Source organism: Micromonospora sp. DT48 (assembly GCF_049844495.1).
In the GTDB taxonomy this organism is placed as follows: Bacteria; Actinomycetota; Actinomycetes; order Mycobacteriales; family Micromonosporaceae; genus Micromonospora.
In genome coordinates this window covers 1-12,561 of sequence record NZ_JBNCLE010000002.1, presented here as the reverse complement: position 1 = coordinate 12,561, position 12,561 = coordinate 1, and the positions used below count along the sequence as shown (strand labels likewise).

Here is a 12,561-nt window from a genome sequence, read left to right as displayed (position 1 = left end):
CATAGCCTCATGGCACACCTCGCAAGGTGGCCCTGTTCGGGCTGCTCACGGGGTTTGTGTCCGGGTCGACCACGAGTGAACGTCAAGGAGGTGGCACCGATGGAGAGCTACATCTACCAGCGTCCGACGGCGCTGCCCGTTGCCGTCGCTTCGCTGTCGGCTGCCCCGACGGCCGTCGCTGCGCTGGCGGAAGTCCGGGCCACCACCGTCGCCCCGCGACCGTGGGCTCCGCAGGTGCACCGGGCCGAGATTCAGGCCGAGCTGACTCTCGCACCGACTGCGAACGGGCTCCAGGGGAGCAGTGTCTTCACGGGCAAGGGCGTCGATGGCGTCAACAAGCGGATGGACGTCCGCGGTGTTCCACCTCGAGGTAGACCGGTCTGATCACAGACCACCGGCTCACCTCGAGGCCGCGGAACCCGCATACCGGGATCCGCGGCCTCAGTTTTTGCACCGCCGAAGTTCGTCAACAGCGATCCACGGGGGATCGCAGTGAGAGAGAGGTGACCGGGCGATGAGTCTGGCGTTGGCCCCGCTCGACGTGAGCGTCGAGGTGGAGGCGAACCTGCCCTGCCGGAAGTTCGACCCCGACCTGTGGTTCTCCGACTCGCCCACCGAGCTGGAACTGGCCAAGTCGCTCTGCGGGGACTGCCCGCTGCGCGTCGAGTGCCTGGCCGGCGCGGTCGAGCGAGCCGAGCCGTGGGGCGTCTGGGGCGGCGAGATCTTCGAGCGTGGCGCGGTCGTTCCGCGCAAGCGGCCCCGTGGCCGCCCGCGCAAGGAGGACCTTGCCCGAGACGCCGAGTTGCGGGTCGAGGCGGAGGCACGACTGGCGGCCAATGGCCTCGCCACGTCGCGCAACGCGGTCCGGCTGGCTGCCTGACATGTTCCCGATTCGGATCAACCCCGCCGGTGTCGTACCGGCCGAGAGAAAGCTGACCACGATGCTGTCCCTTTCGAACGGAGCCGACATGTACCTACTTCAAGAAGCGTTGTCCAGGGCTCGAATGCTCCGGCCTCAGGCCGGTCGCAGCACCACGAGCACTGAGGCAACCCGATCCGCCCGTACCGTCGCCATGGCCGGCCGCGCCCGGTCAGCTCGCGAACTGGGCGTTCTGTAGGACCACACCGCAGACGGCGGGCGGGGACCGATCGGTCCCCGCCCGCCGCATTTCGTACGGGGTCAGCTGACGGCGGCGAATCCCGGCAGCCAGCGTTCCAGGATGCCTCGATAGGGGGCCTTGGCCTCCAGTTGGCACAGCACCCCGATCGACCCGAGCGTCACCCGGTGGATGAGCAGGTAGGACGGCGGCAGGTTGAGTTGCCGGCTGAGCTGGTACGCCGGGGAGCGCGGGTTGGCCAGCCGGGTGGCTTCGGCGCGCAGCCAGGCCCGGGTGAACCGGAACTCGTCGGCGGCGATCGGCTCCAACATCGGACGCAGGAATTCCAGCAGCGCCTGCGCGTCGATCGGCTCGTCGGTGCTGACGAAACCCTCGGCCCGCAGCCCGGCCACCACCTCGTCGGCGTCGCCGCGCAGGGCCAGCCCGGCGATGCGACCGATCGGTTCCGGTGTGCCCTCCGGCATCCGGGCCACCGCTCCGAAGTCGATGACACCGAGTCGGCCGTCGGGTAGCAGCCGGAAGTTACCCGGATGCGGGTCGGCGTGCAGCAGCCCGGCCCGGGCGGGCGCGGACAGGTGGAGGGTGGCCATCAGCCGGCCCGCCTCGTCGCGCTGCTCCTCGCTGCCGGACCGGATGATGTCGGCCAGCGGGGTGCCCGCGATCCATTCGGTGACCAACACCCGGGGTGAGGCGTGGAAGACCTCCGGAATGTAGATCTCCGGGTCGTCGACGTACCCGGTGGCGAAGGCCCGCTGGGACTCCGCCTCCAACTCGTAGTCCAACTCCTCGGTGATCCGTTCCCGCAGCTCGGCCAGAAGTGGCTTGATGTCCAACCCGGGCTGGATGGCCCGGAACATGCCGCCCAGCCGGGAGAGCTGTTTGAGGTCGGCGAGCAGGGCATCGCCGGCACCCGGATACTGGATCTTCACGGCGGCGTCGCGTCCGGTGCCGTCCGGCAGCCGCCACACGGCCCGGTGCACCTGCCCGATGCTGGCCGCCGCAGCCGGGGAGTCGTCGAAGCTGACGAACCGGTCTCGCCAGGCCGGCCCCAACTGCTCGGCCAGCACCTTGTGCACGCTGGCGGCGGGCAGCGGCGGCGCTGCCTCCTGGAGTTTCGTCAGCGCCTGTCGGTAGGGCGCGGCGATCTCCTCCGGCAGGGCGGCCTCGAACACCGACAGCGCCTGACCGAACTTCATCGCCCCGCCCTTGAGCTGGCCCAGGACGCTGAACAACTGCTCGGCGGTGCGTTGCTGGATCTCGGCGGAGATCACGTCGGAGGCGAGCCCGGTGACGCGCTTTCCCATGCCGAGGACGGTCCGGCCGGCGAAGCCGAGCGGCAGAGCGGCGAGCTTGGCGGTCCGGGACACGGCCCGGCGCGGGATGTCGGTCACTTGGTCATTGTTACCGACTCGGCCAGCCCATTGCTGCCGTGCAGCCGCACCCGCCGCCGGTGCGGTCGTCAACCGCCACATCGGCAGCGCGGATGTGGCGGCCAGTAGCGTCGCCGCAGGCTGCCGGCAGCCACCACCTCGACAGACCCGCCGAGGGTCTCGGGAGTGCCTCCGTCGAGCTGGCTCAGCGCCTCGCCGACGGCGTACCCGGTCGCGGTCAGCAGGAGACTCGCGGCGCAGGCCGCAGCGGGTTGGGCACCGGCGAGTTGCGCGGCGAGCGCCGGCCAGCCCGGATCCCGGTCGGCCCGGTGCAGGTCGAGGCAGTGCAGGCAGGGGCCGACCGGCGGGCGGACCAGGGGCCCGATCGTCGGGACACCCTCCCGGACGTCCACCAACAGGTGCGGTTGTCTCCGTTGCGCGTGGCTGGCGGCCAGCAGCGCGGCCGGCCGGTCGGTGCCGAGCTGCACGACCAGGTCGGGTCGTGGTCGGCGGAGTGGACCGGTGCCGGTGCCCGGAGCGGCCCGCTGGATCGCCGCTCGGGCCGCGCCGTCGAGTGGCCGCCCGACCTCGGTCGCGGGAATGCCGGTGCCGACGAGGTCGATGGGGCGAACCGATCCGGGCAGGTCGGGATGAACGTGACCGACACCCGCCTGGGCGAGCGCGACCGCGATGGCGGGGCCGAGCGGGCCGCTGCCGGTGATGGTCACCCGGGCGGCCAGGCGGCGTCGGAGCACCTGGGCGGGGGTGCCCGGCAACCGGGCGGTGGTCAGCGCCAACGCGTCGGCCTCGGCCCGCAGCCGGGTCCGTCGTGCTCCGGTGAGATCCCGGGGTAGGAGGGTGTGCGCGGGCACCACCAGGCCGGCGGCGCGGAGGGCGTCGAGCAGGGCGCGGGCGAGTTCCGGGCGCACGGCCGTCCCGGCCAGCACCTGCCGCTCGCTGTGGGCGCCGTCGAGCAGGTCGAGCAGCCGGGCCGCTCGGGGGTCGGCCACTTCGACCAGGACCGCACGCTCTCGGCCGAGGCCGAGCTGGAGGGTGTGCCGGTCACGCCAGAGGCGGGCCAGCCCGGGTAGCAACCGGGGGCGGGGAGACGGCGGGCGCTGGATGGATCGCGTCATGGGCACGAATAGTGACCGCGTCCATGCTTTCCGTGGATCGTTGTCCACAGGTGGCCAGCCTTAGACCCAGGGCTGTCCACAGGATTCGGCGAGTTATCCACAACCCGCGAGTAGCGGAGTCGGCGGTCCGACAGTAATCACGCGCGTCGACGGGGGTGGCGTTGTCGCCACCCCCGTCCGGTACGCGTAGGTCAGACCTTCGCCTTGCCCAGGATGCGGTTCACTGTTGTGCCACATACCGGACACTTGCCCTTGGCCATGTTCATGCCGGTCTTCGAGACCTCGACGCGGCCCTCGAAGTCCCGCTTCTCCTTGCACTTGACGCAGTAACCGTTGTAGGTCTGGGCCTGGTCGGCCACGGTGTGCCCTCCTCGTGTCGTCCACCGGTCGATAAACGGCCCGGTGGGTCTCCCGGTGGCGGTCGCTCAGAGCGCCCGGCGCCGGGTCCTGTCCAGTGACCACCTACGTGGCCACTGGTTGGCGGACCCTACCCAGGTGTGGGTGGTTCCATGTCAGCTGCGCTTTGCCACTGTGAGCAAGGCGACGTCGAGAGTGTGCACGCCCAATTGGGTCAGATCAGTCAGTTTGGCGGGGACACGCCGACCGGTATCCCGCAATTGCGCTGGTGGTGCCGCTGCGACCGGGTTGAGGACCCCGAATCGGGGCCCATCGTGATGATCACTTACCGTGGTGGGTGGTCCCGGTGTGACGCCTCGCCGGCCACCACGAAGGGTGACCGTGACGGACCGTACCGCTTCTGGGCAGAAATTTTTCGGGACTCCTGGCGACCAATCCCCATTTTCCGGGCGCGTGTCGGGGAGTTGACCCTTGCGGAGCCCTGGTCACAACGCATTAGCTTGCCAACGTGACAGCAAACCGAGGCTGCGCGGTCCACTGATGGCTGGGCCGCGGAAGCCGGTCGTCGAGGTACGGCGCAGCCAGCGTCGGCGACGCACGGTGTCCGCCTACCGCGACGGGGAGCGGGTCGTCGTCCTCATCCCGGACCAGTTCTCCCGGGCCGAGGAGAGCGAGTGGGTCGACCGGATGCTCGCCAGGCTGGCCGCCCGCGAGGGACGCCTGGTCCGCTCCGACGCCGAACTGCTGGCCCGTGCCGGCCGGCTGATCAAGCTCTATCTCGCCGAGTACGGCAACCAGGCCCTGCCGGCCAGCGTCCGCTGGGTGAGCAACCAGAACGGCCGGTGGGGCTCCTGCACCCCGGCGGACCGTTCGATCCGGCTGTCGCACCGGATCCAGGAGATGCCGGACTGGGTGATCGACTACGTGCTGCTGCACGAACTGGTCCACCTCATCGTGGCCAGTCACAACGCGCAGTTCTGGGCGCTGGTCGGCAGGTACCCGAAGACCGAACGGGCACGCGGTTACCTGGAGGGCGTGGCGGCCGTGGCCGGCACCCCCTGAGCGCACCGACGCGACGGCGGTAGGGTCGGTGGATGGCCCGACGTGTGGTGGTGGCGCTGCTCGCACCGGTCGCCTGGGCACCGCCCGGCGTCGACCCGACAGACTGGCGCACCGCGCTCGCCGAGGACGTGGTGGACCTGCTCGCCATGCTCAACGAGGTGGATACGGCGGTGGCGGTCACCCGGGCGGACCGCTGGCTGGCCGATGCGGTGATCTGGCCCCAGACGGCCGTGTACGAGGTGCCCGAGCCGACCCCGAACGCCGTGTTCGCCGCCCTGACCACGACCGACCGCTACGAACAGGTGGCGGTCGTCGCGGGCGACGCGCCCGACCTGCCCGGACTCACCGTGGGCAAGCTGCTGCGTCCGCTGTCCAGCCGGCCGGTGGCGGTCGCCCCGGCCGAGGGTGGTCTGCCCGGACTGCTCGGGGTGGCGGCCCGGCTGCCCGTACCGTCCTGGCTGCCGCCGCTGGACATGGACGCCACCGTGCCCGCGGCCATCCGGGCAGCGGCTCCTCGCCCCGGCGACCTGGCGGTGACGCCCTCCTGGCACCGGCTGCGCGGCCCGGCTGACCTGGCCCGGCTCGATCCGGCGCTGGACGGGTGGGAGCACACCCGGTCGCTGCTGTCCGGCGCCGATCGCAGCGGCTGACGCCGTCACGCCGGCAGCGTGACGGCGACCAGCCGGTGGTCAGGGACGGTCCTCGCCGTCCTCGGTGTCGTCGCGGCGGTCCCGCTCGCCCGGGGCCTTCTCCTCGGGGCCGCCCGGCGCGGAGAAGTCGAAGCTCTCCAACTCGGCCATCAGATCCGTGTCCGCCATGGCGAAGGCCACCGGGTCGGCGAAATCGTCGTCGGAGGGAAGCAGGTCGGGGTGGCCCCACAGCGCGTCCCGCCCGGCGATTCCCCGGTGCTCGGTGAGCGCCGCCCAGAGCGCCGCGGCCTCGCGCAGCCGACGGGGCCGCAACTCCAGCCCGACCAGGGCCGCGAAGGTCTGCTCGGCCGGTCCGCCGGCCGCCCGGCGGCGACGGAACGCCTCGCCCAGCGCCACGACGTTCGGCAGCCGCCCGGCCGCCGCGCCGTCGACCACGTGGCAGACCCAACCCTCCACCAGGGCGAGGGCGGTTTCCAGGCGGGCCAGCGACGCCTTCTGCGTCGGGCTGTCCTCCGGAGTGAAGATGCCCTCCAGAGCGATCGCCTGCATCGACTCCGGGTCGGTCGGGTCGACCCGGCCCATCGCCTCCTCGATCGCCTCCCGGTTCACCCGGATGCCTGCGGCGTACGTCTCGACGGCGTTGAGGACGTGCCCGCGCAGCCACGGAACGTGCTCGAAGAGTCGCTGGTGCGCCGCCTCGCGGAGGGCCACGTAGAGGCGGACCTCGTCCTCGGGCAGCTCCAGGCCCTCGCCGTACGCCTTGATGTTGGCCGGGATGAGTGCGGCCGTGCCGGCCGGTCCGAGCGGCAGGCCGATGTCGCCGGCCGAGAGCACCTCCGCGGCGAGTGACCCGAGTGCCTGGCCGAGTTGGCCACCGAAGAGCGCGCCACCGAGGGTGGCCACCATCGACTGCATCGGGCCGAGCTGGGCTCGGGCCTCCGGTGGGACCAGGTCGCCCATCGCGCCGACCATCCGGCTGGCCACCGGATCACACAGTTTGCGCCAGACGTCCAGCGTCTTGAAGATCCACTCGTTGCGGTTCCAGGACACCGTGGCGCGGATGCCCGAGGGCAGCGCGGAGGCCGGCTCCAGCCAGAGGTCGGCGATGCGCAGGGCCTCCTCGACCGCGTGACGCTCGTGGGGCGAGACCGCCGGGTCGCCCGCACCGGCGAGCTGACTGGCCGCCACCTGACGGGCCAGGTCCCAGTTGACCGGCCCGCTGCCCGACGCGGAGAGCAGGTGCTGCAACTGCGACATGAACTGCTGCATCTGCGCGGGGTCGTTGGGGTCGGGCGGCTGCCCACCCGGTAGCGCGAAACCGAACGGAATATCAGGCACGACGTCTACGGTACGCGCGTGACGCCCGAGGTCGCCGCCACCGTGGTTGCGCTGAGGGCGAAGTCGTGCGTCGTGCCGACCGGGAGCCGTGGCCGGGATCGGTACGCTCTGCCGCATGAGACGTCGCGGCATGACCGTTCTGCTCGGTGCTCTGCTCACCGCACTGCTCAGCATCGGGGTGCTCGGCGCGCCCGTCCCGTACGTGGTGCTCGGTCCCGGCCCGACCGTCGACACCCTGGGCCGGGAGGACGGCAAGGAGGTCATCCAGGTCACCGGCCGGGAGACCTCGACCTCCGAGGGTCAACTGCGGTTGACGACGGTGGGCGTGCAGCCCGGCGTCAAGCTCCGCTCCGCCATCCAGGGCTGGCTCTCCGACGAGCAGGCGGTGGTGCCGCGTGAGCTGGTCTACCCGCCGGGGGAGAGCCAGGAGGAGGTGGAGCAGCGCAACGCCGAGGACTTCCAGGTCTCGCAGACCAGCGCGGAGACCGCGGCACTGCGCAAACTCGGGTACGAGGTGCAGGTGGTGGTCAGGACGGTGGCCGACGACGGGCCGGCGGCCTCGGTGCTGCGCCCCGGTGACGTGGTGACGTCGGTCGACGGTGAACCGGTCCCGCTCGCCTCCCGGCTGACCGAACTCATCCGGTCCAAGCCGGCGGGCACGGCGCTGCGGATCGGGTACACCCGCGACGGCACCGCGCGGACCGACACCATCACCAGCCAGGAGCAGGACGGCCGCCCCCGGATCGGGATCGAGATCGAGCAGCAGCAGCCGCATCCGTTCACCCTCTCCATCGACCTGAAGGACATCGGTGGCCCCAGCGCGGGTCTCATGTTCGCCCTGGGCATCATCGACAAACTGACCCCGGACGATCTGACCGGCGGCCGGATCATCGCCGGCACCGGCACCATCGACGACGCCGGTCAGGTCGGCCCGATCGGCGGGATCCCACAGAAGCTGGTCGGCGCGAAGCAGGCCGGTGCCACCGTGTTCCTGGTGCCGGCGGCCAACTGCGCCGAGGCGGTCCGTAACCGGCAGCCGGACCTACCGTTGGTGAAGGTGGGATCGCTCGACGAGGCGCTGGACGCGCTGGAGAAGCTCCGTTCCGGGGGCGAGCCCGCGTACTGCTGAGCCGCGCGGCATGACCTTGCGCTCACGCTTTCAGGAACACCCCGTACTCTGGGTGCCTGGTCGGAGCCGATCATAACGAGCGTGCGGAGCCAACAGTGGTCATGCGTAGCAGCAGCCCCCTGCCGAGGATGAGCCGACGCGGACGCGTCACGATCGGGGTCCTGATCGGGGTGTTCGTACTGTTCACCCTGTTGGGCTGGGGAGTGCAGGCCTGGACGGACTGGCTCTGGTTCTCCGAGGTCGACTACACCGAGGTCTTCCGGGGTGTGCTGGTCACCCGGTTGCTGCTCTTCCTGGCGGCGGGCCTGGCCATGGCGGCGATCGTCGGCGGGAACCTCTGGCTCGCGCAACGGCTGCGCCCCCGGATGCGACCGCACTCGCCGGAACAGGCCACCCTGGAGCGGTACCGGATGCTGCTCGGCCCCCGGCTGGGTCTGTGGATCGCGGTGGCCGCCGCCGTCGTCGGTCTGTTCGCGGGCCTGTCCGCGCAGAGCCGTTGGAACCAGTGGCTGCTCTTCCTGCACGGTGGTGACTTCGGCGTCGACGATCCGGAGTTCGGCGTCGACGTCGGCTTCTACGTCTTCCAGCTGCCGTTCTGGCGGTTCCTGCTGGGGCTCGCGTTCACCGCGGTGGTCCTGGCGTTGATCGGTGCGCTGGCCGTGCACTACCTCTTCGGCGGGGTACGCCTGCAAGGCGTCGGTGACCGGATGAGCAACGCGGCCCGCGCCCATCTGAGTTCGCTGGTGGCGGTCTTCGTCCTGTTGAAGGCCGTCGCGTACGTGCTGGACCGGCGGGCGATGCTGCTGGAGTACAACGACGGCGTGGGGGTGTACGGCGCCGGCTACGCCGACATCAACGCACTGCTGCCGGCCAAGGAGATCCTCGCGTACATCTCCGTGGTGGTGGCGATCGCGATCATCGTGTTCTCCAACGCCTGGATGCGCAACCTGGTCTGGCCGGGCATCTCGCTGGCCCTGCTCGGTGTCTCCGCGGTGGCGATCGGCGGCATCTACCCGTGGGCGGTGCAGACCTTCGAGGTCAAGCCCAGCGCCCGGGACAAGGAAGCGCCCTACATCCAGCGCAGCATCGAGGCCACCCGCGCGTCGTTCGGGTTGGACATCGCCGAGAGTTCGGCGTACCCGGCCAACAACCTGAACCCGCCGGAGAGCCTGGCCACCGACACCTCGGTGGTGCCGAACATCCGGTTGCTCGACCCGCAGTTGGTCAGCGAGACCTACACCCAGCTTCAGCAGGTCCGTGGCTTCTACGACTTCGGGCCGAAGCTCGACATCGACAGGTACACGCTCGACGGCGCGACCCAGGACTACGTGGTCGGCGTACGTGAAATCAACTACGGCGAGCTGACCGCGCAGCAGAGCAACTGGATCAACCGGCACACCGTCTACACCCACGGCTACGGCGTGGTGGCCGCGCCCGCCAACCGGGTCGTCTGCGGTGGCCAGCCGTTCTTCGTCTCCGGTTCGCTCGGCGAGCGTTCGCAGGAGTCGTGCGCCTCGCCCACCGACCTGATCCCGGCGAGCCAGCCCCGGATCTACTACGGCGAGCGGATGTCGGACGGCGACTACGCGATCGTCGGCAAGCCGAACGAGAACGCCAACCCGGCCGAGTTCGACCGCCCGGCCGGCGAGGGCGGCGAGGGGTCGGAGTCGTACTACACCTACACCGGTTCCGGTGGCGTCGAGATCGGCTCGTTCACCCGCCGCCTGCTCTACGCGATCAAGGAGCAGGAGGCCAACTTCCTGCTCTCCGAGGCGGTCAACGAGAACTCCAAGCTGCTCTACGTACGTAACCCCCGGGACCGGGTGGAGAAGGTCGCGCCGTTCCTCACCCTGGACGGTGACCCGTACCCCGCCCTGGTCGACGGGCGGGTGCAGTGGATCGTCGACGGTTACACCACCGCCGCGACCTACCCGTACGCGGAGCGGGTCAACCTCCAGCAGGAGACCACCGACGAGCTGACCGGCCGGGGCACCATCCAGCTGGCCCGGGAGAACGTCAACTACATCCGCAACTCGGTGAAGGCGACCGTCGACGCGTACGACGGCACTGTCGTCCTGTACGAGTTCGACGAGAACGACCCGGTGCTCAAGGCGTGGAACAAGGCGTTCGGCGGTGACCTGATCAAGCCGCGAGCCGAGATCCCCCAGGCGCTGGTCGACCACTTCCGGTACCCGGCCGACCTGTTCAAGGTGCAGCGCAACCTGCTGACCCGGTTCCATGTCACCAACCCCGGCGACTTCTACTCCGGCCAGGACTTCTGGCAGGTGCCGAACGTGCCGGACGCGCCGGACAGCGGGCAGAAGCAGCCGCCGTACTACCTCTACACGCAGTTCCCGGGGCAGGACGCGCCGCGTTTCCAGCTGACCAGCGCGGTCACCCCGAACGGTCGGCAGAACCTGGCCGCCCTGATCTCCGGGTCGTACCAGGACGGCAAGCCGACGTTGCAGGTGTTGGAGTTGCCGGACCAGACGGCGGTCTCCGGGCCGGTGCAGGTGCACCAGCGGATGACCAACACCAACGCCAACATCCGGCAGCAGTTGAACCTGCTCTCCTCGAACCAGGCCCAGGTGCAGTACGGCAACCTGCTCTCGCTGCCCTTCGGCAACGGGATGCTGTACGTCGAGCCGGTCTACGTCAAGAGCAACCAGCAGGACGCGTACCCGCTGCTGCAGAAGGTGCTGATGTCGTACGGCGACGGCGGTTCCTACGTCGTGCTGGCCGACAGCGTGGCCGACGGCATCAAGCAGCTCGTCGAGCAGGGCAAGCAGGCGGCGGCCGGTAATCCGCCGCCGCCCCCGACGCAGGGCGAGGAGCCGCCGGAGCAGGGCGGGGAACCGTCGGCCTCACCGTCGGCCACCCCGACCCCGGGTGACGCACCGCCGGCGACCGGTGAGCTCGGTGCCGCCGCCGACCGGGTCCGGGCCGCGATCACCGAGGTACGTGCGGCGCAGGCGTCCGGCGACTTCGAGCGGTACGGTCGCGCGTTGGCCGCGCTGGACGAGGCGCTCACCGCCTTCCAGCAGGCACAGACAGCGGCCAACCCCGGTGCCACCCCGAGCGGCGGGGCAACCGAGTCCCCCGGCGGCTGACGGCCGGTGACGTGAAACGGTGGGTCCTCGGTTCGTCACGAACCGGGGACCCACCGTTCATTTGTGTCGTGTCACCCTCAGGTCAGCACCAGGAAGCCTTGGTGGGGTACAGCACCACGTAGCGGGCGTAGTAGGGGAAATCCCAGTTCTCCCAGTCGCAGAAGGCCCACGTGGAACTGGTGCCGTAGTAGACGATGCCGGACCATCCGCCGGCCTTGAACCGAACTGCCTGTTGGTAGATGTCGTGGGTCCCGGAGCAGGTGATGCCCTGGGACCAACCGTTGGCGAAATCGATCTGGAACATCGCGGACGTGGACTGGCAGCCGAGCGTCCCGATGGACCCGGCGGCTGCGCTGCTCTCCACCAGCTTCGCCCGCTGCGCGATCAGTGGCGGAATCCGGTCGGGGCCGGCTGCGGGTCCGGCGGTTGCCGGGCTGCCGGAAAATGTGATCGCCAATGCGGTCAGGAGAGCCGCGATGAACCTCAGCGGTGATCGGTAATTGTTGAACGCTGCCTTCAACGTGTTTTCCTTCCCCGTTTTCGACGGCGTTGCTGCGTGTTCGCCGGGGTGCCCGATAGGAAGGGAGCGAGCGGCCGTACACGTCCCTCGCTGGGCATGACCTGCTGAAATGAGGCACCGTCGTAACTTGATAGGGTCTGCTCGACCGATGTGTTCGATGAGTGCGGACCGGGCATCATGCAGCGCAGAAAGCTAGCCAGAAAGCTTCCCCCGCTTGTGGGCGAAACAATTTCGCCCACCTCTGGCTTTCGATTCAACGTAGTTATCTGATCGATGTGTGTCAAGGTCGATGGTGGCCGTCCGGTTGTGATTCGCGCATCGGTGGTCGTGGCCGTGGTGTCCGCCCGGGTCGGTTTCGACGTCGCGGCCGGAAGGCGGGCCGGCGCGGCGGGAGCCGTGTCGCGGGCCGTTTTGCGGTCACCGGGGGTGGTGCGCTACGGTGGATCTACCGACGCGGGGTGGAGCAGCTCGGTAGCTCGCTGGGCTCATAACCCAGAGGTCGCAGGTTCAAATCCTGTCCCCGCTACTGTGACGAAAGAGACCCAGGCGATCGCCTGGGTCTCTTTCGTATCCCGGACGTTCCGTTCCCGCCGCCCCGACCAGTGCCGCCCGGTGAACGACAGGGTGCCGAAGGTGGGGCGGCGGGCATCGGGGTGGGCGGGCGAGGACGTACGCGATGGGGTAGAGTGATCGTACCGACGCGGGGTGGAGCAGCTCGGTAGCTCGCTGGGCTCATAACCCAGAGGTCGCAGGTTCAAATCCTGTCCCCGC

Annotated in this window: 11 protein-coding genes and 1 tRNA gene; 7 read left to right on the top strand and 5 right to left on the bottom strand. The window is 69.9% G+C overall.

Annotated features, from left to right (window positions below):
• Window positions 1-99 precede the first annotated feature (99 nt).
• A complete protein-coding gene (locus tag ACLQ2S_RS00235) occupies window positions 100-384 on the top strand; it encodes a hypothetical protein (protein ID WP_155214670.1) in 285 nt (94 codons plus the stop codon).
• Between the two features lie 130 nt (window positions 385-514).
• Window positions 515-880: a WhiB family transcriptional regulator gene (locus ACLQ2S_RS00230; protein WP_155214671.1), complete on the top strand. Its 366-nt coding sequence runs from the start codon at window positions 515-517 to the stop codon at window positions 878-880.
• Between the two features lie 300 nt (window positions 881-1,180).
• On the opposite strand, the gene ACLQ2S_RS00225 is transcribed toward ACLQ2S_RS00230, so the two are convergent.
• The 3 genes from ACLQ2S_RS00225 to ACLQ2S_RS00215 all read right to left on the bottom strand — a co-directional run bounded on the left by ACLQ2S_RS00225 (window position 1,181) and on the right by ACLQ2S_RS00215 (window position 3,983).
• A complete protein-coding gene (locus tag ACLQ2S_RS00225) occupies window positions 1,181-2,509 on the bottom strand; it encodes an ABC1 kinase family protein (protein WP_309222542.1) in 1,329 nt (442 codons plus the stop codon).
• 68 nt (window positions 2,510-2,577) lie between these two features.
• Window positions 2,578-3,624, bottom strand: coding sequence for a hypothetical protein (locus tag ACLQ2S_RS00220; protein WP_425700877.1), 1,047 nt, complete (start codon window positions 3,622-3,624; stop codon window positions 2,578-2,580).
• 191 nt (window positions 3,625-3,815) lie between these two features.
• Entirely contained in the window at window positions 3,816-3,983 is a 168-nt protein-coding gene (locus ACLQ2S_RS00215) for a DUF5679 domain-containing protein (protein WP_012014940.1), read from the bottom strand.
• A 538-nt stretch (window positions 3,984-4,521) separates the two neighbouring features.
• Here ACLQ2S_RS00215 and ACLQ2S_RS00210 point away from each other — a divergent pair.
• The gene (locus tag ACLQ2S_RS00210) at window positions 4,522-5,043 is read left to right on the top strand and encodes a M48 metallopeptidase family protein (protein WP_155214673.1); all 522 of its coding nucleotides are present in this window, start codon (window positions 4,522-4,524) and stop codon (window positions 5,041-5,043) included.
• Between the two features lie 32 nt (window positions 5,044-5,075).
• Entirely contained in the window at window positions 5,076-5,693 is a 618-nt protein-coding gene (locus ACLQ2S_RS00205) for a hypothetical protein (protein ID WP_425700876.1), read from the top strand.
• Between the two features lie 39 nt (window positions 5,694-5,732).
• On the opposite strand, the gene ACLQ2S_RS00200 is transcribed toward ACLQ2S_RS00205, so the two are convergent.
• The gene (locus ACLQ2S_RS00200; RefSeq protein ID WP_309222543.1) at window positions 5,733-7,031 is read right to left on the bottom strand and encodes a zinc-dependent metalloprotease; all 1,299 of its coding nucleotides are present in this window, start codon (window positions 7,029-7,031) and stop codon (window positions 5,733-5,735) included.
• Between the two features lie 115 nt (window positions 7,032-7,146).
• On the opposite strand from ACLQ2S_RS00200, the gene ACLQ2S_RS00195 reads away from it, so the two are divergent.
• Together ACLQ2S_RS00195 and ACLQ2S_RS00190 are read left to right on the top strand one after the other, a co-directional pair.
• Window positions 7,147-8,160 carry a YlbL family protein gene (locus ACLQ2S_RS00195; RefSeq protein ID WP_196222420.1) on the top strand — a complete coding sequence of 338 codons (1,014 nt, stop codon included), beginning with the start codon at window positions 7,147-7,149 and terminating at the stop codon, window positions 8,158-8,160.
• A 101-nt stretch (window positions 8,161-8,261) separates the two neighbouring features.
• The gene (locus ACLQ2S_RS00190) at window positions 8,262-11,270 is read left to right on the top strand and encodes a UPF0182 family protein (protein WP_425700875.1); all 3,009 of its coding nucleotides are present in this window, start codon (window positions 8,262-8,264) and stop codon (window positions 11,268-11,270) included.
• Window positions 11,271-11,352: 82 nt separating this feature from the next.
• On the opposite strand, the gene ACLQ2S_RS00185 is transcribed toward ACLQ2S_RS00190, so the two are convergent.
• Complete coding sequence (locus ACLQ2S_RS00185) at window positions 11,353-11,790, bottom strand: hypothetical protein (RefSeq protein WP_155214676.1); 438 nt, start codon at window positions 11,788-11,790, stop codon at window positions 11,353-11,355.
• 452 nt (window positions 11,791-12,242) lie between these two features.
• Between ACLQ2S_RS00185 and ACLQ2S_RS00180 the strand changes: the two genes are divergently transcribed.
• A tRNA-Met gene (locus ACLQ2S_RS00180) sits at window positions 12,243-12,316 on the top strand.
• Window positions 12,317-12,561: the final 245 nt, after the last annotated feature.

Bases quoted from the DNA above. Each gene is read 5' to 3' on its own strand.
- ACLQ2S_RS00205 (WP_425700876.1), top strand. From the start codon at position 5,076: ATGGCCCGACGTGTGGTGGTGGCGCTGCTCGCACCGGTCGCCTGGGCA.
- ACLQ2S_RS00235 (WP_155214670.1), top strand. From the start codon at position 100: ATGGAGAGCTACATCTACCAGCGTCCGACGGCGCTGCCCGTTGCCGTC.
- ACLQ2S_RS00220 (WP_425700877.1), bottom strand. From the start codon at position 3,624: ATGACGCGATCCATCCAGCGCCCGCCGTCTCCCCGCCCCCGGTTGCTA.
- ACLQ2S_RS00210 (WP_155214673.1), top strand. From the start codon at position 4,522: ATGGCTGGGCCGCGGAAGCCGGTCGTCGAGGTACGGCGCAGCCAGCGT.
- ACLQ2S_RS00195 (WP_196222420.1), top strand. From the start codon at position 7,147: ATGAGACGTCGCGGCATGACCGTTCTGCTCGGTGCTCTGCTCACCGCA.
- ACLQ2S_RS00190 (WP_425700875.1), top strand. From the start codon at position 8,262: ATGCGTAGCAGCAGCCCCCTGCCGAGGATGAGCCGACGCGGACGCGTC.
- ACLQ2S_RS00230 (WP_155214671.1), top strand. From the start codon at position 515: ATGAGTCTGGCGTTGGCCCCGCTCGACGTGAGCGTCGAGGTGGAGGCG.